The organism is Citrobacter sp. wls615, assembly GCF_005281355.1.
GTDB classification, from domain to species: Bacteria; Pseudomonadota; Gammaproteobacteria; order Enterobacterales; family Enterobacteriaceae; genus Citrobacter; species Citrobacter werkmanii.
Window position 1 is genome coordinate 16,027 of the sequence record NZ_SZXM01000057.1, and the last position, 25,104, is coordinate 41,130.

Annotated in this window: 20 protein-coding genes; 5 read left to right on the forward strand and 15 right to left on the reverse strand. The window is 53.7% G+C overall.

The window, feature by feature from the left end; genetic code table 11:
* Positions 1 to 134 precede the first annotated feature (134 nt).
* On the forward strand, positions 135 to 614 hold the full coding sequence (folA, locus tag FDX04_RS15020; RefSeq protein ID WP_137360232.1) for a type 3 dihydrofolate reductase: 480 nt from the start codon (positions 135 to 137) through the stop codon (positions 612 to 614).
* A gap of 92 nt (positions 615 to 706) precedes the next feature.
* On the opposite strand, the gene apaH is transcribed toward folA, so the two are convergent.
* The 6 genes from apaH to lptD are packed head-to-tail and all read right to left on the reverse strand — an operon-like array spanning position 707 to position 7,452.
* Entirely contained in the window at positions 707 to 1,555 is an 849-nt protein-coding gene (gene apaH / locus FDX04_RS15025) for a bis(5'-nucleosyl)-tetraphosphatase (symmetrical) ApaH (RefSeq protein WP_042312394.1), read from the reverse strand.
* A gap of 10 nt (positions 1,556 to 1,565) precedes the next feature.
* Positions 1,566 to 1,943: a Co2+/Mg2+ efflux protein ApaG gene (gene apaG / locus FDX04_RS15030; RefSeq protein ID WP_003018867.1), complete on the reverse strand. Its 378-nt coding sequence runs from the start codon at positions 1,941 to 1,943 to the stop codon at positions 1,566 to 1,568.
* 2 nt (positions 1,944 to 1,945) lie between these two features.
* Positions 1,946 to 2,767, reverse strand: a complete 822-nt coding sequence (gene rsmA, locus FDX04_RS15035; RefSeq protein WP_005124503.1) for a 16S rRNA (adenine(1518)-N(6)/adenine(1519)-N(6))-dimethyltransferase RsmA — start codon at positions 2,765 to 2,767, stop codon at positions 1,946 to 1,948.
* On the reverse strand, positions 2,760 to 3,752 hold the full coding sequence (pdxA, locus tag FDX04_RS15040) for a 4-hydroxythreonine-4-phosphate dehydrogenase PdxA (protein WP_137371169.1): 993 nt from the start codon (positions 3,750 to 3,752) through the stop codon (positions 2,760 to 2,762). The genes rsmA and pdxA overlap by 8 nt, the downstream gene beginning before the upstream one ends.
* On the reverse strand, positions 3,752 to 5,038 hold the full coding sequence (surA, locus tag FDX04_RS15045; protein WP_137360233.1) for a peptidylprolyl isomerase SurA: 1,287 nt from the start codon (positions 5,036 to 5,038) through the stop codon (positions 3,752 to 3,754). Before surA ends, pdxA begins: the two co-directional genes overlap by 1 nt.
* 53 nt (positions 5,039 to 5,091) lie before the next feature.
* A complete protein-coding gene (gene lptD, locus FDX04_RS15050) occupies positions 5,092 to 7,452 on the reverse strand; it encodes an LPS assembly protein LptD (RefSeq protein WP_137371170.1) in 2,361 nt (786 codons plus the stop codon).
* 255 nt (positions 7,453 to 7,707) lie between these two features.
* On the opposite strand from lptD, the gene djlA reads away from it, so the two are divergent.
* Positions 7,708 to 8,523: a co-chaperone DjlA gene (gene djlA / locus FDX04_RS15055; RefSeq protein WP_003845702.1), complete on the forward strand. Its 816-nt coding sequence runs from the start codon at positions 7,708 to 7,710 to the stop codon at positions 8,521 to 8,523.
* A gap of 95 nt (positions 8,524 to 8,618) precedes the next feature.
* Here djlA and rluA read toward each other — a convergent pair whose 3' ends face one another.
* From rluA to polB, 3 genes are all read right to left on the reverse strand, one after another.
* Positions 8,619 to 9,278 (reverse strand): bifunctional tRNA pseudouridine(32) synthase/23S rRNA pseudouridine(746) synthase RluA, encoded by a 660-nt coding sequence (gene rluA / locus FDX04_RS15060; RefSeq protein WP_042312382.1) that lies wholly within the window; start codon positions 9,276 to 9,278, stop codon positions 8,619 to 8,621.
* 11 nt (positions 9,279 to 9,289) lie between these two features.
* Complete coding sequence (gene rapA / locus FDX04_RS15065) at positions 9,290 to 12,196, reverse strand: RNA polymerase-associated protein RapA (protein ID WP_042312380.1); 2,907 nt, start codon at positions 12,194 to 12,196, stop codon at positions 9,290 to 9,292.
* Positions 12,197 to 12,372: 176 nt separating this feature from the next.
* Positions 12,373 to 14,724: a DNA polymerase II gene (gene polB, locus FDX04_RS15070; RefSeq protein WP_061382919.1), complete on the reverse strand. Its 2,352-nt coding sequence runs from the start codon at positions 14,722 to 14,724 to the stop codon at positions 12,373 to 12,375.
* A gap of 565 nt (positions 14,725 to 15,289) precedes the next feature.
* On the opposite strand from polB, the gene FDX04_RS15075 reads away from it, so the two are divergent.
* A complete protein-coding gene (locus FDX04_RS15075) occupies positions 15,290 to 15,676 on the forward strand; it encodes a DUF4751 family protein (protein ID WP_137360236.1) in 387 nt (128 codons plus the stop codon).
* 40 nt (positions 15,677 to 15,716) lie between these two features.
* Here FDX04_RS15075 and araD read toward each other — a convergent pair whose 3' ends face one another.
* From araD to araB, 3 genes are all read right to left on the reverse strand, one after another.
* Positions 15,717 to 16,412, reverse strand: coding sequence for an L-ribulose-5-phosphate 4-epimerase (gene araD, locus FDX04_RS15080; RefSeq protein ID WP_042312376.1), 696 nt, complete (start codon positions 16,410 to 16,412; stop codon positions 15,717 to 15,719).
* Positions 16,413 to 16,509: 97 nt separating this feature from the next.
* Complete coding sequence (gene araA / locus FDX04_RS15085) at positions 16,510 to 18,012, reverse strand: L-arabinose isomerase (protein WP_123268692.1); 1,503 nt, start codon at positions 18,010 to 18,012, stop codon at positions 16,510 to 16,512.
* A 10-nt stretch (positions 18,013 to 18,022) separates the two neighbouring features.
* The gene (gene araB, locus FDX04_RS15090; RefSeq protein ID WP_137371171.1) at positions 18,023 to 19,732 is read right to left on the reverse strand and encodes a ribulokinase; all 1,710 of its coding nucleotides are present in this window, start codon (positions 19,730 to 19,732) and stop codon (positions 18,023 to 18,025) included.
* Between the two features lie 339 nt (positions 19,733 to 20,071).
* Here araB and araC point away from each other — a divergent pair, with 339 nt between their 5' ends.
* Both araC and FDX04_RS15100 read left to right on the forward strand, forming a co-directional pair.
* On the forward strand, positions 20,072 to 20,917 hold the full coding sequence (gene araC / locus FDX04_RS15095) for an arabinose operon transcriptional regulator AraC (protein WP_079937102.1): 846 nt from the start codon (positions 20,072 to 20,074) through the stop codon (positions 20,915 to 20,917).
* Positions 20,918 to 21,036: 119 nt separating this feature from the next.
* The gene (locus FDX04_RS15100; protein WP_038637157.1) at positions 21,037 to 21,804 is read left to right on the forward strand and encodes a DedA family protein; all 768 of its coding nucleotides are present in this window, start codon (positions 21,037 to 21,039) and stop codon (positions 21,802 to 21,804) included.
* Positions 21,805 to 21,842: 38 nt separating this feature from the next.
* On the opposite strand, the gene thiQ is transcribed toward FDX04_RS15100, so the two are convergent.
* The 3 genes from thiQ to thiB are packed head-to-tail and all read right to left on the reverse strand — an operon-like array spanning position 21,843 to position 25,103.
* Entirely contained in the window at positions 21,843 to 22,550 is a 708-nt protein-coding gene (thiQ, locus tag FDX04_RS15105; RefSeq protein WP_042312368.1) for a thiamine ABC transporter ATP-binding protein ThiQ, read from the reverse strand.
* Positions 22,534 to 24,144, reverse strand: coding sequence for a thiamine/thiamine pyrophosphate ABC transporter permease ThiP (thiP, locus tag FDX04_RS15110; protein ID WP_137360239.1), 1,611 nt, complete (start codon positions 24,142 to 24,144; stop codon positions 22,534 to 22,536). Before thiP ends, thiQ begins: the two co-directional genes overlap by 17 nt.
* The gene (gene thiB, locus FDX04_RS15115) at positions 24,120 to 25,103 is read right to left on the reverse strand and encodes a thiamine ABC transporter substrate binding subunit (RefSeq protein WP_079225518.1); all 984 of its coding nucleotides are present in this window, start codon (positions 25,101 to 25,103) and stop codon (positions 24,120 to 24,122) included. Before thiB ends, thiP begins: the two co-directional genes overlap by 25 nt.
* Position 25,104: the final 1 nt, after the last annotated feature.

Here is a 25,104-nt window from a genome sequence, read left to right on the forward strand (position 1 = left end):
TGGCGTACCACCTTAAATAGGTCGGTTCGCCAGCAGAACGGAAAATTTTCATGCTCATCCTCTTTCCGCCAGTCGACGAAAGATTGCGCTTTCCGTATAGTGGCGACAATTTTTTTGTATCCGGGAAACATTCAATGATCAGTCTGATTGCGGCGTTAGCGGTAGATCGCGTCATCGGTATGGAAAACGCCATGCCATGGAACCTACCTGCCGATCTCGCCTGGTTTAAACGTAATACCTTAAACAAGCCGGTTGTCATGGGACGCCACACCTGGGAATCCATCGGGCGACCGTTGCCAGGGCGTAAAAATATTGTCATCAGCAGCAAGCCAGGCTCCGACGATCGCGTGCAGTGGGTGAAGTCTGTTGATGAAGCAATAGCGGCCTGCGGCGATGAACCTGAAATTATGGTGATTGGCGGTGGACGCGTGTATGAGCAGTTCCTGCCGAAAGCGCAAAAACTGTATCTGACACACATTGATGCGGAAGTTGAAGGGGATACGCATTTCCCGGACTACGAACCGGACGACTGGGAATCAGTGTTTAGCGAATTTCACGATGCCGACGCGCAAAACTCCCACAGCTACTGCTTCGAGATTCTGGAGCGTCGTTAATACTGTAACTGCCTGATGGCGCTACGCTTATCCGGCCTACTCTTGTGCCAGATGTAGGCCTGATAAGCGTAGCGCCATCAGGCATAAACCTATCAGGCGTTGACCGCTTCGCCGGGATCCAGATTCAGATGGCGATTTGATGGCTGCACAAAGTACTGTTTGTCTTCCCAGCGCAGACAGGTGAGGTCTCCCCCCCAGCAACATCCCGTATCCAGCGCGTAGATACCTTCAGGCGTGCCTTTCCCCTCCAGCGATGCCCAGTGCCCGAAAGCAATGCTATAGGCTTCACTGACAGGCCCAGGAATGGCAAACCAGGGCTTCAGCGGGGCTGGCGCATCTTCTGGCGACTCTTTGCTGTACATATCCAACTGACCGTTGGGGAAGCAGTAGCGCATACGGGTAAATGCGTTGGTAATAAAACGCAGGCGCGCCAGTCCCGTGAGTTCCGGCGTCCAGTTGTTTGGCATGTCGCCATACATGGCGTCGAGGAAGAAGGGATACGAGTCGCTCGACAATACGGCTTCGACATCGCGGGCGCAATTCCTCGCTGTCTGCAGATCCCATTGTGGGGTAATGCCGGCATGCGCCATCACCAGCTTCTTCTCTTCATCAATCTGCAAGAGCGGCTGGCGGCGTAACCAATTAAGTAACTCATCCGCATCCGCGGCTTCGAGCAGCGGTGTGAGCCGGTCTTTCGGTTTGTTACGGCTGATACCAGCAAACACGGCCAGCAGGTGCAGATCGTGATTGCCAAGGACTAACCGCACGCTATCGCCCAGAGATTTCACGTAGCGTAAAACGTCCAGAGAGCCTGGCCCACGCGCGACCAGATCGCCGGTGAGCCAGAGGGTGTCTTGTTCGGGGTTAAAGTCTACCTGGTGCAGCAAGGCGATCAGTTCATCGTAACAACCGTGAACGTCGCCAATAAGGTATGTTGCCATAGTTATTGTTTTAGTGAATGAGTGTTGGAACGGCGAGCCGAAACACGGGAATGTCGATGGTAAAGGCAATGCCTTGTTCATCGATCATTTCGTAATGACCCTGCATGGTGCCCAGCGGTGTTTCAATTACCGCTCCGCTGGTGTACTGATACTCTTCGCCAGGTTCGATATGGGGCTGAACGCCAACCACACCTTCGCCCTGAACTTCGGTTTCGCGGCCATGACCATTAGTGATCAACCAATAACGCCCCAACAGCTGCACAGGCGCTCGCCCCAAATTGCGGATAGTCACGGTATAAGCAAAAACGTAACGTTCATCATCAGGTGAGGATTGCGCCTCAATGTAGACGCTTTGTACCTGAATGCACACTCGGGGCGAATTGATCATCTTTAACTCTCCTTCGATGGCGCGTTTTCTGACAGATAGTTAGCCATCCGGCAGTATTGCGCGACAGAGATATTTTCCGCTCGCATCGCCGGATCAATACCCAGCTCGGTCAGGACCTCAACGCTAAACAGGTTACCGAGGCTGTTACGTACCGTTTTGCGGCGCTGATTAAACGCTTCGGTGGTAATACGGCTCAGCACGCGGACATCTTTAACCGGGTACGGCATCGTCGCATGTGGAACCAGACGCACAACGGCGGAATCGACTTTAGGCGCAGGCGTGAATGCGGATGGCGGTACTTCGAGTACCGGGATCACATTGCAATAATATTGCGCCATGACGCTTAATCGACCATACGCTTTACTGTTTGGCCCTGCAACCAGACGATTGACTACCTCTTTTTGCAACATGAAATGCATGTCGGCAATGGCATCAGTATAGGTAAAAAGATGGAACATCAGCGGCGTGGAGATGTTGTACGGCAGGTTGCCGAAAACGCGCAGCGGCTGGCCCATCGTTTGTGCGAGTTCGCCGAAGTTCATCGTCATGGCATCTTGCTGATAAATCGTCAGCTTTGGCCCTAAAAACGGGTGAGTTTGCAGGCGCGCGGCAAGGTCGCGGTCCAGTTCAATGACCGTGAGCTTATCCAGTCGTTCACCTACTGGCTCGGTCAATGCTGCCAGGCCCGGGCCGATTTCGACCATTGCCTGACCTTTCTGCGGATTGATAGCAGAGACAATACTTTCGATCACAAACTGATCGTTAAGGAAGTTTTGCCCGAAACGTTTACGGGCTAAGTGGCCCTGATGGACTCGATTATTCATTAGTATTAACAATCATTTTGATGGCGAGGTTAAGCGCCGTAATAAAACTGCCGACATCTGCTTGCCCACGACCCGCAAGTTCAAGTGCGGTGCCGTGATCGACAGATGTGCGAATAAAGGGCAGGCCCAGCGTGATATTCACACCGCGACCAAATCCCTGGTATTTTAGCACGGGGAGACCCTGATCGTGGTACATTGCCAATACGGCATCCGCGTGGTCGAGATATTTGGGCTGAAACAGCGTATCTGCAGGCAGTGGGCCGTTTAATTTCATCCCCTGCGTACGCAGTGCATCGAGGACCGGAATGATGGTGTCTAACTCTTCCGTCCCCATATGTCCGCCTTCACCAGCATGCGGGTTAAGACCACACACCAGAATATGCGGATCGGCAATGCCAAACTTGGTGCGCAAATCATGATGCAGAATGCCGATCACTTCCTGCAACAGTGCAGGTGTAATAGCGTCGGCAACGGCTCTGAGCGGCAAATGCGTGGTGGCCAGCGCCACGCGCAGCTCCTCCGTCGCCAGCATCATCACCACTTTCTTCGCCTGTGAACGCTCTTCAAAAAACTCGGTATGCCCGGTAAACGGCACCCCAGCGTCATTGATTACGCCCTTGTGGACAGGGCCGGTAATCAGCGCCGCAAATTCACCTTGCAGACAACCATCGCAGGCGCGAGCCAGCGTATCCACGACATATTGCCCATTTTCTACCGCCAACTGACCTGAGACTACAGGTGCTCGTAGCGCAATCGGTAACAGCGTCAACGTACCTGCTGATTGCGGTCTGGCTGGAGTATCTGAAGAGTAGGGGAGGAGTGAAAGCGGTAAACCGAGCATCGCTGCCCGGTCACTGAGAAGAGCGGCATCCGCACAGACGACGAGTTCTACGGGCCACTCACGCTGTGCGAGCTGAACCACGAGGTCTGGGCCAATCCCGGCGGGTTCGCCGGGAGTGATGACAACGCGTTGAATACGAGTCATTAGTTGCTCAGAATTTTAACGTATGCGCTGGCGCGCTGTTCCTGCATCCAGGTCGCTGCTTCTTCCGAGAATTTACGGTTCATCAGCATACGGTAGGCACGGTCTTTCTGCGCTGCGTCAGTTTTATCCACATTACGCGTGTCCAGCAGTTCGATCAGATGCCAACCGAAAGAGGAATGCACCGGGGCGCTCATCTGGCCTTTGTTAAGTTTGGTCAGCGCATCGCGGAAAGCGGGATCGAAAATATCCGCCGCAGCCCAGCCCAGATCGCCGCCCTGGTTGGCAGAACCGGGATCCTGAGAAAACTCTTTCGCTGCTGCCGCGAAGGTGGTTTTACCGCTCTTAATATCTGCCGCGATTTGTTCCAGCTTCAGACGCGCCTGTTGATCGGTCATGATCGGCGATGGCTTCAGCAGAATATGGCGGGCGTGCACTTCAGTCACGGAGATGTTCTGACTTTGACCACGCATATCGTTGACTTTCAGGATGTGGAAACCCACGCCTGAACGAATAGGGCCGATGATATCGCCTTTCTTCGCGGTGCTTAACGCCTGAGCGAAGATGCCCGGTAGTTCCTGAATACGTCCCCAACCCATCTGGCCGCCTTTCAGCGCCTGCTGGTCTGCGGAGTAAGCGATGGCCAGTTTGCCGAAATCGCTACCGTTACGCGCTTCATCAACAACGGAACGCGCCTGGCTTTCAGCCGCGTTTACCTGATCTGAAGTTGGGTTTTCCGGTAATGGGATCAAAATATGGCTCAGGTTCAGCTCGGTGCTGGCATCGTTTTGGTTGCCAACCTGCTGCGCCAGGGCATCCACTTCCTGCGGCAGAATGGTGACGCGACGGCGGACTTCGTTGTTACGCACTTCGGAGATGGTCATCTCTTTGCGGATCTGGCTACGATAGGTCGAATAGCTTAAGCCATCCTGTGCCAGACGGCTGCGCATCTGATCCAGCGTCATGTTGTTTTGCTTGGCGATGTTGGCGATAGCCTGATCCAACTGCTCGTCAGAGATTTTAACCCCCATCTTCTGACCCATTTGCAGGAGGATTTGATCCATGATCAAACGCTCCAGGATCTGATGACGCAGCGTGGCGTCGTCCGGTAACTGCTGACCAGCCTGACCTGCATTAAGTTTTACTGACTGCATTAAGCCATCGACGTCGCTTTCGAGAACGACGCCGTTATTGACGACGGCTGCGACTTTATCGACTACCTGTGGGGCAGCGAAACTGGTATTCGCGATCATGGCGATACCGAGAAGCAGCGTTTTCCAGTTCTTCATACTTTTTCCATTTCAATTAACCGCAATGCGGATTACGTTGTAAATCAATCAGATCATAAAGCGCTTTGATACGGCAAAATGTTCGAACGCAACATTTGGTTGGTGCCGAGACCGTAGTTAGAGCTCAGGCCACGCAGTTCGATATTAAAGCCGATCGTGTTGTCATAAATCGCGTGCTGCATTTTGTTATCCCAACCGTTCAGCTTACGTTCGTAGCCGAAGCGAATAGCGTAACAGCAGGAGTTGTACTGTAAGCCCAGCATTGAATCTGCTTCTTTGTTCACATTGGTATCGAAGTAGTAAGCACCGACAATCGACCAGCGGTCGGCAATCGGGAAGCTCGCCACCGCACCTACCTGTGAAATCCCATTTTCATATTGGGCGTTAGTTACATCGCGTGAAGGTACCGCGGCCTTAATATACTCTGGGCTGGCATAACGGTAGTTCAATTGCAGCATACGGTTTTCGTTACGGCGGTATTCGATACTGCTATTGCTGGTTGCGATGCTATCCAGGCGCGTGTCGTACTGGATCCCACTGCGTAAACCCCAGCGATCGGAGATGCGCCAGTAGGTATCGCCAGCCCATACCAGTGAGCCCGTTTTGTCGTCATTCTCCCATTCTGTATGGTCATCGCCAGTGCGAGACTCGGTGAAATAGTAGATTTGACCCACAGAAATATTAAAACGTTCAACGGCCGCGTCATCATAAACGCGAGATGTGACCCCGGTCGTTACCTGATTGGCGGAAGCAATACGGTCCAGGCCGCCATAAGAGCGGTCACGGAACAGGCCACTGTAGTCAGATTGCAGCAGGGATGAGTCATAGTTATAGATATGACTTTGGTCGCGGTATGGGACGTACAGGTACTGCGCGCGCGGCTCCAGCGTCTGGGTATATCCCGGCGCCAGCATGTTCATATCGCGCTCGAAGACCATCTTGCCGTCGACTTTAAACTGCGGCATGACGCGGTTGGCTGAATCGTCTAGCTTGTTAACGTTGCTCGGTTTGTTGTTGTACCAATCCAGGTTGGTCTGCTGATAGTGCGTTGCCAGCAGTTTCGCTTCGGTATTGATACTGCCCCAGTTATTTGACAACGGCAGATTAATGGTCGGTTCCAGGTGAACACGCGTGGCTTCCGGCATGTTGTCATTGGTGTTCACGAAATGGACCGCCTGGCCATAAATACGGGTATCAAACGGACCGACGTCATTCTGGTAATAGTTGACGTCTAACTGCGGCTGCGCAGAGTAGCTGTTACTGTTTGCGGCATCGAAGACCTGGAACTGCTTGGTCGAGACCGTGGCGTCAAAGTTCTGTACCGCATAGCCAACGCTGAATTTTTGCGTGGCATAGCCGTCGGTACTGGAACCGTATTTATTATCGAAATCATTGAAGTAGCTGGTGTCGCTGACCTTGGTGTAATCGATGTTGAAACGCCACACCTGGTCCATTACGCCAGCGTGCCGCCAGTAAAACAGCCAGCGGCGTGAGTTGTCATCCTTCGGGTTATCATCCTCGTACACTTTATCGGAGTTCAGATAGTCGAACTCCATCAGGCCTGCACCCGCCTGGGTGAGGTAGCGGAATTCGTTCTCCCACATGATGCCGCCACGACGGTGCATATAATGCGGCGTGATGGTGGCGTCCATATTGGGCGCAATGTTCCAGTAGTACGGAAGATAGAACTCAAAATAGTTATTAGTCGAGTATTTTGCGTTCGGGATCAGGAAACCGGAACGGCGCTTATCGCCGACGGGCAACTGTAAATAAGGACTGTAAAAGACCGGAACCGGACCCAGTTTAAAACGGGCGTTCCAGATCTCTGCGACCTGTTCTTCACGATCGTGGATGACTTCGCTACCGACGACGCTCCAGGTATCGGAACCGGGCAGACAGGAGGTAAAGCTACCGTTTTCCAGAATGGTATAACGGTTTTCCCCACGCTGTTTCATCAAGTCGGCTTTCCCGCGTCCCTGACGGCCCACCATCTGGTAATCACCTTCCCAGATGTTGGTATCTTTGGTATTCAGATTAGACCAGCCCTTCGGTCCCTTCAGAATAACCTGATTGTCATCGTAATGGACATTACCCAACGCATCGACGGTACGTACTGGCTCCGGCTGGCCTTCTGCCTGCTTCTGATGAAGCTGAACTTCGTCGGCTTGCAGGCGGCTATTACCCTGCGCAATATCCACGTTGCCGGTAAACACCGCGTCATCCGGGTAATTCCCTTTCGCGTTGTCGGCATTGATGGTGACGGGTAATTCATTGGTTTCGCCCTTCACCAGAGGACGGTTATAGCTCGGCACGCCCAGCATACACTGTGAGGCGAGATCGGCTGCCAGACCCTGTTGACTATAAAGGGCGCTGGCAATCATGGTGGCCAGAAGAGTGGGAATACGTTTTTTCATACGTTGTATTTATTGTTCCATCATCGGTAGCGTCGCGCGTGACAAACGGTCACAGCCTAACTTATCTCATCTTCACTGCGCTAGTGTTAATCCTGCCCATTTAGGCATCCGTGGTGTTAGGCACGGCATTGAATGACAGGTATGATAATGCAAATTATAGGCGATGTCCCACAATTGACCGCAGCCGTCAAACGGTAAAAGCAGCTTATATTGTGGGACATAGTCTGGCTGAGAGCATAAAGATTTGGGGAGTCTATGCAGTATTGGGGAAAGATAATTGGTGTAGCCGTGGCTTTAATGATGGGCGGCGGCTTCTGGGGTGTGGTTCTGGGCCTGTTAGTCGGCCACATGTTCGACAAAGCCCGCATGCGCAAAATGGCGTGGTTTGCCAACCAACGTGAACGCCAGGCGCTTTTTTTTGCCACCACTTTTGAGGTGATGGGACATCTGACCAAATCCAAAGGTCGCGTCACGGAAGCCGATATTCATATCGCCAGCCAGTTGATGGATCGGATGAATTTGCACGGTGATTCCCGTACTGCCGCGCAACACGCCTTCCGGGTGGGAAAATCAGACAATTACCCATTACGTGAAAAGATGCGTCAGTTTCGCAGCGTCTGTTTTGGTCGATTCGATTTGATCCGCATGTTTCTGGAGATCCAGATCCAGGCAGCATTTGCCGATGGGTCATTGCATCCTAACGAGCGCGAAGTGTTGTATGTGATCGCTGAAGAGTTGGGGATTTCGCGCACCCAGTTTGATCAGTTTCTGCGCATGATGCAGGGCGGGGCACAGTTCGGCGGCGGATATCAGCAGCAGTCCGGTGGTGGCGGCTGGCAGCAAGCGCAACGAGGCCCGACGCTGGAAGACGCCTGCAATGTTCTCGGTGTTAAAACAACCGACGATGCGACCACCATTAAACGCGCTTATCGTAAACTGATGAGCGAACACCATCCGGACAAGCTGGTGGCGAAAGGGCTGCCGCCGGAGATGATGGAGATGGCTAAGCAGAAGGCGCAGGAAATTCAAAAGGCGTACGAGCTGATTAAAGAGCAGAAAGGATTTAAGTGATTGAATTGCCGGATGCGGCTTGCGCCTTATCCGGCCTACGTTAATGAATGTAGGCCGGGCAAGCGAAGCGCTCCCGGCATCAATTGGCTCTGCGTTTAAAAATCTGCCGGGACTTTAAACGTCATGCTGTTGCCGTACTCGGGATGGGTGATGGTTAACATCTCTGCGTGCAGCAGCAGGCGCGGCGCTAACGCCAGGGCCTGTGGCGGGGCGTAGAAGCGATCGCCCAGAATCGGATGCCCTAATGCCAGCATATGCACACGCAGCTGGTGGGAGCGTCCGGTAATAGGTTTGAGCACCACCCGGGCGGTGTTATCCGCCGCGAACTCTACCACTTCATACTCGGTCTGCGCGGATTTCCCGGTCTCATAACACACTTTCTGCTTTGGCCGGTTCGGCCAGTCGCAAATCAGCGGTAAATCAACCAGTCCCTCGGCCGGAGCGGGATGTCCCCATACGCGTGCGACATACTGCTTTTTCGGTTCGCGCTCGCGAAACTGGCGTTTTAGTTCACGCTCTGCCGCTTTGGTTAGCGCGACTACAATCACGCCGCTGGTTGCCATATCCAGACGATGCACGGATTCAGCCTGCGGATAATCGCGCTGAATGCGCGTCATCACGCTGTCTTTGTGCTCATCCAGACGGCCCGGCACGGACAACAAGCCGCTCGGCTTATTGACCACCATAATGTGCTCATCCTGATACAGGATAACCAGCCAGGGCTCCTGCGGCGGATTGTAGTTTTCCATCCCCATGTATGGCTCCGTTACTGGTGCGTCACGACGATCAGACGCAGGGCATCCAGACGCCAGCCCGCCTGATCCAGGCTTTCCAACACCTGCTGGCGGTTGCTTTCAATGGCGCTGAGTTCGTCATCACGGATGTTCGGGTTAACGGCACGCAGGGCTTCCAGACGCGACAGTTCTGCCGTCAGCTTCTCGTCCGCTTCCTTACGCGCCGCGTCGATCAGCGCGCGGGCGGATTTTTCCACCTGCGCTTCACCCAGTTGCAGGATGGCATGAACATCCTGCTGCACGGCGTTGACCAGTTTGCTGCCGGTGTGGCGGTTAACGGCGCTGAGCTGACGGTTAAAGGTTTCGAATTCAACCTGTGCGGCAAGGTTATTACCGTTTTTATCCAGCAGCATGCGTACCGGCGTTGGTGGCAGGAAGCGGTTCAACTGCAGCTGTTTCGGCGCTTGCGCCTCTACAACGTAGACCAGTTCAACCAGCAGAGTGCCGACTGGTAATGCCTTGTTTTTCAATAAAGAAATAGTGCTGCTTCCGGTATCGCCGGAAAGGATCAGATCCAAACCATTGCGGATCAGCGGATGCTCCCAGGTAATAAACTGAGCGTCTTCACGCGACAGGGCGACATCACGTTCAAACGTAATGGTGCAGCCATCTTCCGGCAGGCCAGGGAAATCCGGTACCAGCATGTGATCGGACGGCGTCAGCACGATCAAATTGTCGCCACGGTCATCTTGATTAATACCGACGATATCAAACAGGTTCATGGCAAAGGCGATCAGACTGGTGTCGTCATCCTGCTCTTCAATACTTTCGGTAAGCTGTTGAGCTTTTTCGCCGCCATTGGAGTGAATTTCCAGCAGGCGATCGCGGCCTTGCTCAAGCTGGGCTTTCAGCGCGTCATGCTGCTCACGGCAGGTTTTGATCAGGTCATCAAAGCCATCGGTATTTTCCGGCTCAGCCAGGAAGCCGATCAGATTGTTGTATACCGTGTCATAGATAGTACGTCCGGTTGGGCAAGTATGTTCGAACGCATCCAGACCTTCGTGGTACCAGCGCACCAGCACGGATTGCGCTGTTTTTTCCAGGAACGGCACGTGGATCTGAATATCATGCGCCTGACCGATACGGTCCAGACGACCAATACGCTGTTCCAGCAGGTCCGGGTTGAACGGCAGGTCGAACATCACCAGGTTGCTGGCGAACTGGAAGTTACGCCCCTCGGAGCCGATTTCAGAACATAGCATCACCTGGGCGCCGCTATCTTCTTCGCTAAACCAGGCTGCCGCGCGGTCACGTTCAATGATCGACATTCCTTCATGGAACACGGCGGCGCGGATCCCTTCACGCTCGCGCAAGACCTGCTCCAGTTGCAGCGCGGTGGTCGCTTTCGCGCAGATAACCAGCACTTTTTGCGAGCGGTGGCTGGTCAGGTAGCCCATCAGCCATTCCACGCGCGGATCAAAGTTCCACCAGGTGCCGGTGTCACCTTCGAATTCCTGATAAATCTGTTCCGGGTAGAGCATGTCGCGAGCCCGGTCTTCCGCACTCTTACGCGCGCCCATAATACCGGAGACTTTAATCGCGGTCTGATATTGGGTTGGCAGCGGCAGCTTGATGGTATGCAGTTCGCGTTTCGGGAAGCCTTTCACACCGTTACGGGTATTACGGAACAGCACGCGGCTGGTGCCATGGCGGTCCATCAGCATTGAAACCAGCTCCTGGCGCGCGCTCTGGGCGTCCTCGCTGTCGCTGTTTGCCGCCTGCAATAACGGCTCAATGTCCTGCTCGCCAATCATGTCGCCTAACATGTTCAGCTCATCGTTACTCAGCTTGTTGCCAGCCAGCAGCATGGCGACGGCATCAGCGACCGGACGGTAATTTTTTTGCTCTTCAACAAACTGGGCGAAATCGTGGAAACGGCTTGGGTCCAGCAGGCGCAGACGCGCAAAGTGGCTTTCCATACCCAGCTGTTCTGGCGTAGCGGTCAGCAGCAGGATACCCGGCACGCGTTCAGCCAACTGTTCAATGGCCATATATTCGCGGCTGGGCGCATCTTCGCTCCACACCAGGTGATGGGCTTCATCGACAATCAGCAGATCCCATTCGGCGTCACACAGGTGCTCCAGACGCTGTTTACTGCGACGGGCAAAGTCCAGCGAACAGATAACTAACTGTTCGGTTTCAAACGGGTTGTAGGCGTCATGCTGCGCTTCTGCATAACGCTCATCATCAAACAGCGCAAAACGCAGGTTGAAACGGCGCAGCATTTCGACCAGCCACTGGTGCTGTAGCGTCTCAGGGACGATGATCAGTACGCGTTCAGCGGCGCCGGAAAGCAGTTGCTGATGCAGGATCATCCCGGCCTCAATGGTTTTACCTAAACCCACTTCGTCAGCCAGCAAAACGCGCGGGGCGTGACGACGACCAACATCATGAGCAATGTTGAGCTGGTGGGGGATCAGGCTGGTACGCTGGCCGCGCAAACCACTCCACGGCATACGGTACTGTTCGCTCTGAAATTTACGCGCGCGATAGCGCAGCGCAAAGCGGTCCATACGATCAATTTGGCCAGCAAACAGGCGATCCTGTGGTTTGCTGAATACCAGTTTACTGTCGAGCAGCACTTCACGCAGCGTTACACCGGTTTCTTCGGTATCAAGGCGGGTTCCGATATAGGCAAGCAGGCCGTTTTCTTCTTTTACTTCATCGACATGCAGCTGCCAGCCTTCATGGCTCGTTATCGTATCGCCAGGATTGAACATCACGCGGGTCACGGGAGAATCACTGCGCGCATACAGACGGTTTTCGCCCGTCGATGAGAAAAGTAAAGTGACGGTTCGCGCATCCATGGCGACAACAGTACCAAGTCCCAGTTCGCTTTCTGTATCGCTGATCCAGCGTTGACCAAGTGTAAAAGGCATATATGTTCGGCTCTATATCTTTAATTGCAGGCAATACTCGTCATTTTCCGGGCTAACCCGGTTTTTGAGAGCATACGACCCCGCTACCAGGCTAATAAATCAGTGGTAGTGGTGTTAAATGGGTCCAGGAATGGAAAGGGCGCTATGGTACTGGATGGCGGCGGTTTCGTCACGCGTCAAAATAACCCCAGTTGCCCTGTGAGTAGTGTAGCAAAGTTATCATCGATAAAGGGAAGTATTCCCTCGGCAACTGGTTGTATCTGACGGGTCAGATAGTGCTCATAATCGAGAGCAGATTGCTGATAATCCACAGGTTCAGGGCCGTTTACTGTCCAGACATATTTAATGGTGCCACGGTTTTGGTACTGTGGCGCACGACCTCGATTTATATTCTGTTCATCAGCCAGTCGTGCCGCGCGGACATGTGGCGGAACATTACGCTGGTATTCACTTAACGGGCGGCGCAGGCGTTTGCGGTACACCAGTTGCGCATCCAGTTCACCCGCCATCAGACGGTCGATGGTCTCGCGGACAAACTCCTGATACGGCTCGTTACGAAAAATTCGCAGGTACAGTTCCTGCTGGAATTGTTGCGCCAGCGGTGTCCAGTCGGTGCGAACCGTTTCCAGCCCCTTAAACACCATGCGTTGTTCAGCCCCTTCCTGAATCATTCCGGCGTAACGTTTTTTACTACCAGTATCTGCACCGCGAATAGTCGGCATCAGAAAGCGACAAAAGTGGGTTTCAAACTCCAGCTCCAGCGCGCTGGTCAGATTTTGTTGCTTTAGCGATTGCGCCCACCACGAGTTGACATGGCTCACCAGCTCCCGGCCAATCCGGGCGGCATCATCTTCTGAGTGCGCCTTTTTAAGCCAGACAAAGGTCGAGTCGGTATCACCATAGATGACGTCGTAACCCTGAGCCTCAATTAACGCTTTGGTCTGGCGCATGATCGCATGACCGCGCATCGTGATTGATGAGGCCAGTCTTGGGTCGAAAAAGCGACAGGCGGTCGTGCCAAGCACACCGTAAAACGCGTTCATGATAATTTTCAGTGCCTGCGAGAGCGGTTTATTTCCGTGGCGTTTTGCTTCTTCACGCCCGTGCCAGATCTGAGTAACGATCTCCGGCAGGCAATGTTTTTCGCGTGAGAACCAGGCGTCAAGAAAACCTTCGGTGCTGTGCTCCCGATCTGGTTGCGCCATCCCTTCGATAAGCCCCACCGGATCGATCAAAAATGTACGAATAATTGAGGGGTACAGGCTTTTGTAATCCAGTACCAGCACGGAGTCGTACAATCCCGGGCGCGAGTCCATCACGTAGCCGCCGGGGCTGGCGTGCGCGGGAACTTCCCCCAGATTTGGCGCCACGTAACCCGCCCGGTGCATGCGCGGAAGGTAGAGGTGGCCGAAGGCGGCAACCGAACCACCGTGACGGTCGACCGGTAGGCCGTTGACCGTCGAGCGCTCCAGCAGAAAAGGCATGATCTCGGTTTTATGAAAAATACGCGTGACCAGCTCACAGTCTTTGAGATTGTAGGTGGCGAGCGCGGGTTTATCCTGGGCAAACCGACGGTCAATTTCGTCCATTCGGTCCCACGGGTTATCAATCGACTTGCCTTCACCTAGCAATTCTTGCGACACCGTTTCCAGCGAAAATGACGAGAAATTCCAGAAGGCGGATTTGAGTGCTTCAATGCCGTCAATGATCAGACGACCTTTGGCCTGCGCGAAGAACACGCCGTTTTTGAAGCCATGCTCGCGCCACTCCAGTTCGCTATTATCACGACCAAAACGCAGGGGGATGCGATAACGTTCGGCATGCTTTTGCAGGACGCGTAAATCGAATTGCACCACGTTCCAGCCGATGATGACATCGGGATCGTGACGGGCAATCCAGTCGTTGAGCTTTTCCAGCAACTGCGGGCGGCTTGCCACGTACTCAAGTTCAAAATCCAGCGCCGAGGCATCGCCGTTTGCCGGGCCGAGCATGTAGACAATACGCTGCCCGCAACCTTCAAGGCCAATGCAGTAGAGTTCACCATGCCGTGTGGTTTCGATATCCAGCGATACCCATTTTAGCGGTGGACGATAGCTCGGGTTTGGTTTCAGGCGGGTATTAATCAGCGTGCCGTGCTGTTTGTCGCCTTCGGCCCAGACCGGGGACGTGATGAAGCGTTCCATCAGGTAGCGCTCCGGCGGGCGGATATCCGCTTCGTAGACAGTGACGCCGTTTTCGCGCAGGAGTTTTTCCAGCCGCATGAGCTGGCGATGGGAGCGGCAATACAGACCCGAAACGGGCTGGCGGTGGAAATCTTGTAGTTGAAGCGGCGTCAGGCGATAGCCGTTTTCTGTACGTAATAATGATGTAACGCGCGGAACCTGACTGCCTGGTATAAACGCGACGGATTCCTGCGGCGCGAGCGTAACCAGCAGCGGCCCGTCGTCTGTAGCCAGCCAGAATGAGACCTCAGTTCCCTGCGGGGTGTCCCGCCAGTGCCGGGTTAAAATAAAGCCTGCCTGCGCCACGCTGTGTATCCATTAAAAAACCAGGCATGATTATAGCCTGGTTCTGATAGGTTGGCTGTGATTTTATACAGTTGTCATGCTCAGAAGAGGTTACTGCCCAAAATACGCTTTCCTGAGTAAAATGCTTATTTCTACCTGACAATGTTATCTTCATATTCAATATATGAATAAAATGTCTTGGATAGGCTACAGATAGATATCTTATAGCTGGCATTTGTACCTTAGCCTCCATTACATACGTTGTTTATGTTTTGATTATTAATTACAAGTTCGCTTTCATACGTTTCCTGATTTTTAGGAAAAGTGCTCGTTTGATTTGCCACATATTTCTCAGATTAGTGAAAAAATTATATTTTTATTTGTTTTTATTAGCTGTTAGTGTAAAACTTTCATTCGAAATGTTTGGGCCATTATCTTAAATATAATATATTTAAACGGGGTTGTTATTGCTCTAAATAAGCATTTTCAATTCAATTTTGTCGGGAAATTCTCTGTGAATAAAATTTTATTTTTTCGATGGTTCATGCATTTTTTGTTCTTTTAATACTGAAAAAATGGAGTTTTTATGGAAATTATTTCTAAACAACAGCTTGGCATTAAATATCAGAACTATATGTTTGTTAACACACTGATTTCTAATCCAGCCATTAAAACTGTAAGCAAGTTTATTTGCTATAAAACGTGGGACGGTAAATTGTGGAATGCTGAAATTATTGAAAATGGTAGCGCTTTTTTTCACTGGCAGGATAATGACAAAAGTAAGGGGCACAAAGATACAGTGATTAATTATCTGCTGAACGGGCAGAAGTGGCAGGCGACGATTACAGATTATGTCTTTTTCCATTGTCTGGAAGGAAATAAGGCTCATGGACACTATGATAATGTAATCGATTATATCAGTTCAAATGATTGTGTATACCAGGGTTCATTCGCCGAATATTATGGCGAATAACTATAAAGGAGCGCGTAGATTATCTGCGCGCTTATTTCTTTTACTGCCCGTAATACGCTTTTGCACCGTGTTTACGTAGGTAGTGCTTATCCAGTAGGGTTTGTTGCATATCCGGCAACTGCGGCGCGAGCTGGCGGCAGAAAATCCCCATATAGGCGACTTCTTCCAGCACGATGGCGTTATGCACCGCATCTTCGGCATTTTTTCCCCAGGCGAACGGACCGTGAGAGTGCACCAGTACGCCAGGCATCTGCGCTGCGTCAATGCCTTGTTTCTCGAAGGTTTCAACGATTACATTTCCGGTTTCCCACTCGTATTCACCGTTAATCTCGCTGTCGGTCATTTTCCGCGTACAGGGAATCGTGCCGTAGAAATAGTCCGCGTGGGTGGTGCCTGTCGCTGGAATTGACTGACCCGCCTGCGCCCAGATTGTCGCGTGGCGCGAGTGGGTATGAACAATACCGCCAATGCTCGGGAATGCCTGATATAACAAACGGTGCGTTGGAGTATCGGAGGAGGGCTTTTTCGTGCCTTCAACGACTTCCCCAGTGGCGATACTGACAACAACCATATCGTCGGCGGTCATGACGCTGTAATCGACGCCGGAAGGTTTAATTACAAACACGCCGCGTTCACGATCGACGGCGCTAACGTTCCCCCAGGTCAGCGTCACCAGGTTGTGCTTTGGCAGCGCCAGATTCGCTTCCAGTACCTGACGTTTAAGATCTTCTAGCATGTTAACTCCTGAATGCCGGATGGCGCTTCGCTTATCCGGCCTACGGTGATTTGTAGGCCCGGTAAATGAAATGCCACCGGGCAATTCGTTTCACCAATTAACGTTTGAACCCGTAATACACTTCGTTCCAGCGCAGCGCGTCCTTAAAGGCCGGCAGACGAGTATCGTTATCGATCACCGCGATCTCGATATCGTGCATTTCAGCAAACTGGCGCATATCGTTCAGATCCAGCGCATGGCTGAACACGGTGTGGTGCGCGCCACCGGCGAGGATCCAGGCTTCAGAAGCGGTTGGCAGATCTGGCTGGGCTTTCCACAATGCGTTAGCCACCGGCAGTTTCGGCAGGTCGTGCGGCGTTTGTACCGTGTCGATGCAGTTAACCAGCAGACGATAGCGATCGCCGAGATCGATCAGGCTGGCAACCACTGCCGGACCGGTTTTGGTGTTGAAGATCAGACGGGCAGGATCGTCTTTACCACCAATGCCGAGATGCTGTACGTCGAGGATCGGTTTCTCTTCCACCGCGATGGACGGGCACACTTCCAGCATGTGCGAGCCGAGCACCAGATCGTTGCCTTTCTCGAAGTGGTAGGTGTAATCCTCCATAAATGAGGTGCCGCCCTGCAGACCGGTTGACATCACCTTCATGATGCGAAGCAGAGCGGCGGTTTTCCAGTCGCCTTCGCCCGCAAAGCCGTAGCCTTGCTGCATCAGACGCTGTACGGCCAGACCCGGGAGCTGTTTCAGGCCGTGTAAATCTTCAAATGTGGTGGTGAAGGCGTGGAATCCGCCCTGTTCCAGGAAGCGTTTCATCCCCAGTTCAATACGGGCCGCTTCCAGAACGTTCTGACGTTTTTCACCGTGGACTTGCGTTGCCGCCGTCATGGTGTAGGTGCTTTCGTACTCATCGATTAGCGCGTTGATTTCGCCGTCGCTAATTGCGTTCACTACCTGCACCAGATCGCCCACGGCCCAGGTATTTACCGAGAAGCCGAACTTGATCTGCGCAGCGACTTTATCGCCATCGGTGACCGCAACTTCACGCATGTTGTCGCCAAAACGGCAGACTTTCAGGTGGCGGGTATCCTGTTTGGACACGGCCTGGCGCATCCAGGAGCCAATGCGCTCATGCGCTTGTTTATCCTGCCAGTGACCGGTGACCACGGCATGTTGCTGACGCATACGTGCGCCGATGAAACCGAACTCACGGCCGCCGTGCGCAGTCTGGTTCAGGTTCATAAAGTCCATATCAATGCTGTCCCACGGCAGGGCGGCGTTGAACTGAGTGTGGAACTGCATCAGCGGTTTGTTGAGGATAGTCAGACCGTTAATCCACATTTTGGCCGGGGAGAAGGTATGCAGCCAGACCACCATCCCTGCACAGCGATCGTCGTAGTTAGCGTCACGACAAATAGCCGTAATCTCGTCAGGTGAAGTACCCAGCGGTTTCAACACCAGTTTGCAGGGCAGTTTAGCTTCAGTATTCAGTGCGTTAACGACGTGCTCGGCATGTTGGGTTACCTGACGCAGGGTTTCAGGGCCATACAGATGCTGGCTACCAATCACAAACCACACTTCATAGTTATCAAAAATCGTCATTGTCGTGTCCTTAATGTGTCAGGGTTGCCAGATCTACCGGGGCTTGTTGCGCCGGAGCGGCAGTCGGAAGGTACTGTTGTTCAGCGCTTACTGCCCACTGTTGATAGCGGCGGTAGAGTTGTTCAAAACGTTGAGCCTGCTCTGGGCGAGGTTGCAGCGTGTTTTCCACGGCGCTTGCCATCTGCTGCTGAGCGGCAGGGATATCAGCGTGTACTTTCGCGGCAACGGCAGCGAAGATAGCCGCACCGAGCGCACAGCACTGGTCTGAAGCGACAATCTGTAGCGGACGGTTGAGCACGTCACAGCAGGCCTGCATGATGACCGGGTTCTTGCGCGCGATGCCGCCAAGCGCCATCACGTTGTTAACCGCAATGCCTTGTTCGGTGAAGCATTCCATGATGGCGCGCGCGCCAAAGGCGGTGGCGGCAATCAGACCACCGAACAGCGCTGGCGCGTCGGTTGCCAGATTCAAATCGGTAATTACGCCTTTCAGACGCTGGTTGGCATTGGGCGTACGGCGACCGTTGAACCAGTCGAGCACCACCGGCAGATGCTCCAGTGATGGATTTTTCGCCCAGGCTTCGGTGAGTGCAGGCAGCAGCTGTTTTTGACTGGCTTTAATCTGGGTCTGCAGTTCCGGATGCTGTGCGGCAAGCTGTTCCAGCGGCCAGCTCAGCACGCGGCTAAACCAGGCATAGATATCGCCGAATGCAGACTGACCAGCTTCGAGGCCAATAAAATTAGGTACCACGCTGCCATCAACCTGGCCGCAAATGCCTTTCACCGCACGCTCGCCAACGCTGTGCTTGTCGGCAATCAGAATGTCGCAGGTCGACGTGCCGATGACTTTCACCAGCGTGTTAGGCTGTGCACCTGCGCCGACCGCGCCCATATGGCAGTCAAAAGCGCCGCCTGCAATCACCACACTTTCCGGTAGTCCCAGACGCTGTGCCCACTCGGCGCACAGGGTGCCAACCGGCAGATCCGCGGTGAAGGTATCGGTAAACATTGGGTATTGCAGATGGCGGTTGAGGATGGGGTCGAGTTCGTCAAAGAAACTGGCTGGCGGCAGACCACCCCAGCTTTCATGCCACAGGGATTTATGCCCGGCGCTGCAGCGACCGCGACGAATATCCTGTGGGCGTACGGTGTTGGAGAGCAGGGCCGGAACCCAGTCGCATAGCTCAATCCACGAGACCGCAGCTTCGGCTATCGCATGGTCCTGACGAGTTACATGCAGGATTTTGGCCCAGAACCATTCGCTGGAATAAATGCCGCCGATATAGCGGGAGTAATCTATCTTGCCTGGTGTGTGGCACAGGCGGGTGATTTCTTCAGCTTCTTCTACTGAGGTGTGATCTTTCCACAGGACAAACATTGCATTCGGGTTTTCCGCGAACTCCGGACGCAGCGCCAGTACATTACCGTCTGCATCGATGGGTGCCGGGGTTGAACCGGTACTGTCAACGCCAATACCGACTACTTCCGCGCGCTGCTCAGCGCTCAGTTCGGCCAGTACGGTTTTCAGCGCCGCTTCCATGGATTCAATGTAGTCGCGCGGATGATGGCGAAACTGGTTGTTTGGGCCATCGCAATACTGCCCTTCCTGCCAACGTGGGTACCACTCAACGCTGGTGGCGATCTCTTCGCCGGTGGCACATTCCACCGCCAAAGCGCGTACTGAATCACTACCAAAATCGAGGCCAATTGCAATCGCCATCGTCTTACTCCATCCAAAAATACGGGTATGGATAAACAGTAGTGAGTAGCGATAAAAACCGTCAGGCAGGATCCGCTAATCTTATGGACTAAAATGCTGTGGCATCACAAAGTGTGACGCTGTGCAAATAATCAATGTGGACATTTCTGCCGTAGTTATAGACACTTTTGTTAGCCGATTTTGACGTTGGCGTAGCACATGTTTTTTACAAAGAGCTTTTCACAAGCGGGATTGGTGGTCCATTGCCGCAAATACAGCGGTCCTCAGGGGCGACAGCGATGATGTCTGGCGTAATATGGACAAATTGTTTCTTGGCAGGACATAGGGAGTATTGAAATTATGGCTGAAACGCAAAACGATCCCCTGTTGCCAGGTTATTCGTTTAACGCGCATTTGGTGGCCGGATTAACCCCCATTGAGGCGAATGGATACCTGGATTTTTTTATCGACAGGCCGCTGGGTATGAAGGGTTATATCCTCAATCTCACCATCCGCGGCGAAGGGGTTATCAATAATCAGGGCAAGCAGTTTGTCTGCCGGCCTGGCGATATTCTGTTGTTTCCGCCTGGTGAAATTCACCACTACGGGCGCCATCCTGATGCCAGCGAGTGGTATCACCAGTGGGTTTACTTTCGCCCGCGCGCCTACTGGCAGGAGTGGCTGACCTGGCCGGCCATTTTTGGCCAGACCGGCTTTTTCCGCCCGGATGAAACGCATCAGCCGCATTTTAACGAGCTGTTTGGGCAGATAATTAACGCCGGGCAGGGAGAAGGTCGTTATTCCGAACTGCTGGCGATTAATTTACTGGAGCAGTTGTTGCTCCGGCGTATGGAAGCCATCAATGAATCGCTACACCCGCCCATGGACAACCGCGTCCGCGATGCCTGCCAGTACATCAGCGATCACCTGGCGGACAGCAATTTTGATATCGCCAGCGTCGCGCAGCATGTCTGCCTGTCGCCTTCCCGTTTGTCGCATCTGTTCCGTCAGCAGTTGGGCATCAGCGTATTAAGCTGGCGCGAAGATCAGCGCATCAGCCAGGCGAAGCTATTACTGAGTACCACACGTATGCCCATTGCCACCGTAGGTCGCAATGTTGGCTTTGACGATCAGCTCTATTTCTCTCGTGTTTTCAAAAAATGTACCGGTGCCAGTCCGAGCGAGTTTCGCGCTGGATGTGAATAAAAAGTGAATGATGTATCCTGAAAGTTGTCATAACTCGCAATCTATTCAGACAATTGATGGCTTGACGAAGTTGAGAGGGGTTATCAAAATCCCTGCTTCGTAAATTTGACGGACACATTATGCAAGCATTGCTGGAACACTTTATTCTCCAGTCCGCCCTGTACTCTCTGATCGCCGTACTTCTGGTGGCTTTTTTGGAGTCGCTGGCGCTGGTTGGCTTGATTCTGCCCGGGACCGTGATGATGGCGGGACTGGGCGCGCTGATTGGCAGCGGCGAACTGAACTTCTGGCATGCCTGGCTTGCGGGCATCGTCGGCTGTCTGTTAGGGGACTGGATCTCCTTCTGGCTGGGATGGCGCTTTAAAAAACCATTGCACCGTTGGTCGTTCATGAAAAAGAACAAGGCGTTGCTGGATAAAACCGAGCACGCCCTGCATCAGCACAGCATGTTTACTATTCTGGTGGGGCGTTTTGTCGGACCGACGCGTCCACTGGTGCCGATGGTAGCAGGCATGCTGGATCTGCCTGTCGCAAAATTTATTGTGCCGAATATTATAGGCTGCGTGCTGTGGCCGCCGTTCTATTTCCTGCCGGGTATTTTGGCGGGAGCGGCAATCGATATTCCTTCCGATATGCAGAGCGGAGACTTCAAATGGCTGCTGCTGGCGACGGCGTTGCTGCTGTGGGTCGGGGGCTGGCTATGCTGGCGGCTGTGGCGTAGCGGCAAAGCGGCAGTCGATCGTTTAACCGCGTATTTCCCCCGCAGTCGTTTGCTGTATCTGGCACCGTTAACGCTCGGGATCGGCGTGGTCGCGCTGGTGGCGCTGTTGCGTCACCCGCTGATGCCGGTGTATATCGATATTCTGCGCAAAGTTGTGGGTTACTAGCGATTCCTTTGCCGGATGGCGGCTTCGCCTTATCCGGCCTACGAAATATGAGGGTTGATGCCTAACAGCGCTGAGGCACTGGCTTGACCGCTTAGTAGCTCGTCTGTTTTACCTTGCCACGCAATGCGTCCGTCAGCGACCACGATTGACCGGGGCGCAATTCGCGCCGCATCTTCTACGCTGTGGGAAACCATCAGCAGCGTAAGCTGCTTATCACGGCAGACCTCGGCGACCAGGGTTAACATCTCCTGACGCAGGGCGGGATCGAGCGCAGAAAACGGTTCATCGAGCAGCAATATGGGTTGCTCCCGCACCAGACAACGCGCCAGCGCCACGCGTTGTCGCTGCCCGCCGGAAAGCTCACCGGGGAGTCGCTCCAGCAGTGAATCGAGCCCCATTTGCCGGGCGATGTTGTGCATTTTCTCCCGCTGAAGCGCGTTCAGTTTTAAACCCGGATCAAGACCCAGGCCGATGTTTTGCCACACGCTCAGATGGCTAAACAGATTGTTTTCCTGAAACAGCATGGAGACGGGACGACGCGAAGGAGGCGTTGCGGTGTGATCTTCACCTTCAATCATCATTGTGCCGCTGGCAGGCGTGAGAAAGCCGGCAATCAGATTCAGCAACGTACTTTTCCCGGCACCGCTGGGCCCGAGTATTGCTACCTGCTCACCGCGCGAGACCGACAGCGTAAAGCGCATGGGCAAATGGTGGTAAAGCCATGTGATATCAATCAGTTTTAACATTTCGACCCGGCAATTTCTCAATAACGGTAAACAGCGTAAAGCACAGGATCAGCAGCAAGAGCGCCGTAACCGCGCCATCCTGACTGCGATAAGATCCAATCTGCTGATATAAATAAAACGGCAGGGTGCGGAAATCCTCATTGCCAAATAACGCCACCACGCCAAAGTCGCCAATCGACAATACACAGGCAAACGCCATCGCCTGCGCCAGCGGACGTTTCAGTGCCCGCAGTTCAACCACTTTCAGGCGCGACCATCCCTCAATTCCCAACGACTGGCACAACATACTGTAGCGTGCGGTCACGTCACGCATTGGGTTTTCCAGTACCTTCAGCGCGTAAGGGATCGCCATCAGCGCGTTGGTGAAAATCACAATGCCGTCGGCAGATTCGGGGAGTCCAACGGTGTTATTGAGCAGCAGAAAGAAGCCGGTAGCTAACACGATGCCCGGCATGGCGAGGATCATCATGCCGCTAAGCTCCAGTACCTGGCCTGCCAGCACCTGCTGTCGGGCGCGCAGTTCGCGACTGCTCCATAACAGCATCATGGTGAGTATCACGCACAATGCCCCTGCCGCCAGCGCGATGCGCAGTGAAGTTCCCAATGCCTGCCACAGAACCGGCTGCATAAGCACATCCAGAACCTGGCGGTTAAGACCATCGACAAGCACTGCCAGCAGCGGCGGCAGCAACAGCAGCAGGGCCAGAATAATCAGCAGCGAGTCGGCCAGACGGCTGTGCAAACGATCGTCGGGATCGCGCCAGCCCTGAACCAGCGTGGTGCCCGGCGCAATGACGCGGCTCAGGCGTTGGCTGAGGAGCACCAGCGCTAAACAACACAGCATCTGGATCAACGCCAGCATCGCGGCACGGGCGGGATCGTAATCAAAGTTCAGCGCCTGATAGATAGCCAGCTCAATGGTGGTTGCCTGCGGCCCGCCACCCAGCGACAAGACGGTGGCGAAGCTGGCGAAGCACAGCATAAAGATGAGCGCCGCGACGGGAAGGATTTGACGGCGTAACCATGGCCATTCGACAAAGCGGAAGAAATGCCAGCCGCGGATACCCAACTGAGCGGCTAACTGTCGCTGTTCGCCGGGAATATTTTCCAGCGACTGCAACAGCAGACGGCTGGCCATCGGCAGATTGAAAAAAACGTGCGCCAGCAGGATGCCCTGCAAACCGTACGGCGAAAACGTCCACTCCAGCCCGAATGTCTGCCAGAGCGAGGCTAACCAACCCTGACGGCCATACACGCTCAGGATGCCAAAGACCGCGACCAACACCGGCAGAATTAGCGTCATCGCGCACAGGCGTAGCAGCGCCAGACGTCCAGGGAAACGGCGGCGATAAAGCGCTCTGGCAAGGAAAATTGCCGGGACAACCGACAACACTGCGGATAAAAAAGCCTGCCAGAAAGAAAAACGCACCACGTGCCACAGGTAGTCGTCTCCCCACAGCGAGAGCCAGTCACCTTGTGGGGCGTTAAACCATAGCGCCAGGAACGCGGCCAGGGCAACTGCCACCATCAGCGTGGCGGCAGAAAGCCCGGGAACCAGCCAGCCGGGAATTAACGGCTGACGGCGCGTTGCCATTCGCTGATCCATGTCTGACGCTGGGCCGCAACCTGCTGCGGGGTAAATTCCAGCGCGGTGGCCGGTTTATTCAGTTGCTCAAATCCTGATGGAAGAGCAACCTGCGTCACCGGATACATCCAGTTGCCGGTCGGAATGGCATTCTGGAATGCCGGTGACACCATAAATTTCAGGAATTTCTCAGCCAGTTCCGGCTGCTTGCTGGCAGCGGTGCGGGCGGCGACTTCCACCTGCAAATAGTGACCTTCACTAAACTCAGCGGCGGCGTAGTTATCTTTTTTCTCGTCAATGATGTGATAGGCCGGGGAGGTGGTGTAGCTCAGTACCAGATCGCTCTCACCTTTCAGGAACAGGCCGTAGGCTTCGCTCCAACCCTTGGTGACGGTGACGGTTTTGGCGGCCAGTTTCTGCCACGCCTCCGGCGCTTTGTCGCCATAAACTTTCTGCATCCATAACAGCAGGCCCAGCCCTGGCGTGCTGGTGCGTGGATCCTGATAAATGACGCGCCATTTTTGGCTGCTCTCTACCAATTCCTTCAGGCTCTTTGGCGGATTTTTCAGCTTGTTTTTATCATAGACAAAAGCGAAGTAGCCGTAATCAAACGGAACAAAGGTGTCATTTTTCCAGCCGCCGGGCACGTCAACGGCGTCGTTTGCGACCCCGCTTTTGGCGAACAGTTTGGTTTGCGTGGCGGCATCCAGCAGGTTGTTATCCAGTCCCAGTACGACGTCGGCTTTGCTGTTTTTTCCTTCCATGCGCAGGCGGTTAAGCAGCGAGACGCCATCTTCCAGCGCGACCAGCTTCAGTTCGCAGTTGCAGTCAGCTTCAAAGGCTTTTTTGATTGTCGGGCCAGGGCCCCAGTCCGCGGCGAACGAATCGTAGGTATAGACGGTCAGTACCGGTTTGGCGAAGGCAGGCGCTGCGCACAGCAGTAAAAGCGGAAGACATTTTTTAAACACT

Excerpts from the sequence above, each read along its gene's own strand:
- folA (WP_137360232.1), top strand. The coding sequence starts at position 135 with ATGATCAGTCTGATTGCGGCGTTAGCGGTAGATCGCGTCATCGGTATG.
- apaH (WP_042312394.1), bottom strand. The coding sequence starts at position 1,555 with ATGGCAACATACCTTATTGGCGACGTTCACGGTTGTTACGATGAACTG.
- apaG (WP_003018867.1), bottom strand. The coding sequence starts at position 1,943 with ATGATCAATTCGCCCCGAGTGTGCATTCAGGTACAAAGCGTCTACATT.
- rsmA (WP_005124503.1), bottom strand. The coding sequence starts at position 2,767 with ATGAATAATCGAGTCCATCAGGGCCACTTAGCCCGTAAACGTTTCGGG.
- pdxA (WP_137371169.1), bottom strand. The coding sequence starts at position 3,752 with ATGACTCGTATTCAACGCGTTGTCATCACTCCCGGCGAACCCGCCGGG.
- surA (WP_137360233.1), bottom strand. The coding sequence starts at position 5,038 with ATGAAGAACTGGAAAACGCTGCTTCTCGGTATCGCCATGATCGCGAAT.
- lptD (WP_137371170.1), bottom strand. The coding sequence starts at position 7,452 with ATGAAAAAACGTATTCCCACTCTTCTGGCCACCATGATTGCCAGCGCC.
- djlA (WP_003845702.1), top strand. The coding sequence starts at position 7,708 with ATGCAGTATTGGGGAAAGATAATTGGTGTAGCCGTGGCTTTAATGATG.
- rluA (WP_042312382.1), bottom strand. The coding sequence starts at position 9,278 with ATGGGGATGGAAAACTACAATCCGCCGCAGGAGCCCTGGCTGGTTATC.
- rapA (WP_042312380.1), bottom strand. The coding sequence starts at position 12,196 with ATGCCTTTTACACTTGGTCAACGCTGGATCAGCGATACAGAAAGCGAA.
- FDX04_RS15075 (WP_137360236.1), top strand. The coding sequence starts at position 15,290 with ATGGAAATTATTTCTAAACAACAGCTTGGCATTAAATATCAGAACTAT.
- araD (WP_042312376.1), bottom strand. The coding sequence starts at position 16,412 with ATGCTAGAAGATCTTAAACGTCAGGTACTGGAAGCGAATCTGGCGCTG.
- araA (WP_123268692.1), bottom strand. The coding sequence starts at position 18,012 with ATGACGATTTTTGATAACTATGAAGTGTGGTTTGTGATTGGTAGCCAG.
- araB (WP_137371171.1), bottom strand. The coding sequence starts at position 19,732 with ATGGCGATTGCAATTGGCCTCGATTTTGGTAGTGATTCAGTACGCGCT.
- araC (WP_079937102.1), top strand. The coding sequence starts at position 20,072 with ATGGCTGAAACGCAAAACGATCCCCTGTTGCCAGGTTATTCGTTTAAC.
- FDX04_RS15100 (WP_038637157.1), top strand. The coding sequence starts at position 21,037 with ATGCAAGCATTGCTGGAACACTTTATTCTCCAGTCCGCCCTGTACTCT.
- thiQ (WP_042312368.1), bottom strand. The coding sequence starts at position 22,550 with ATGTTAAAACTGATTGATATCACATGGCTTTACCACCATTTGCCCATG.
- thiP (WP_137360239.1), bottom strand. The coding sequence starts at position 24,144 with ATGGCAACGCGCCGTCAGCCGTTAATTCCCGGCTGGCTGGTTCCCGGG.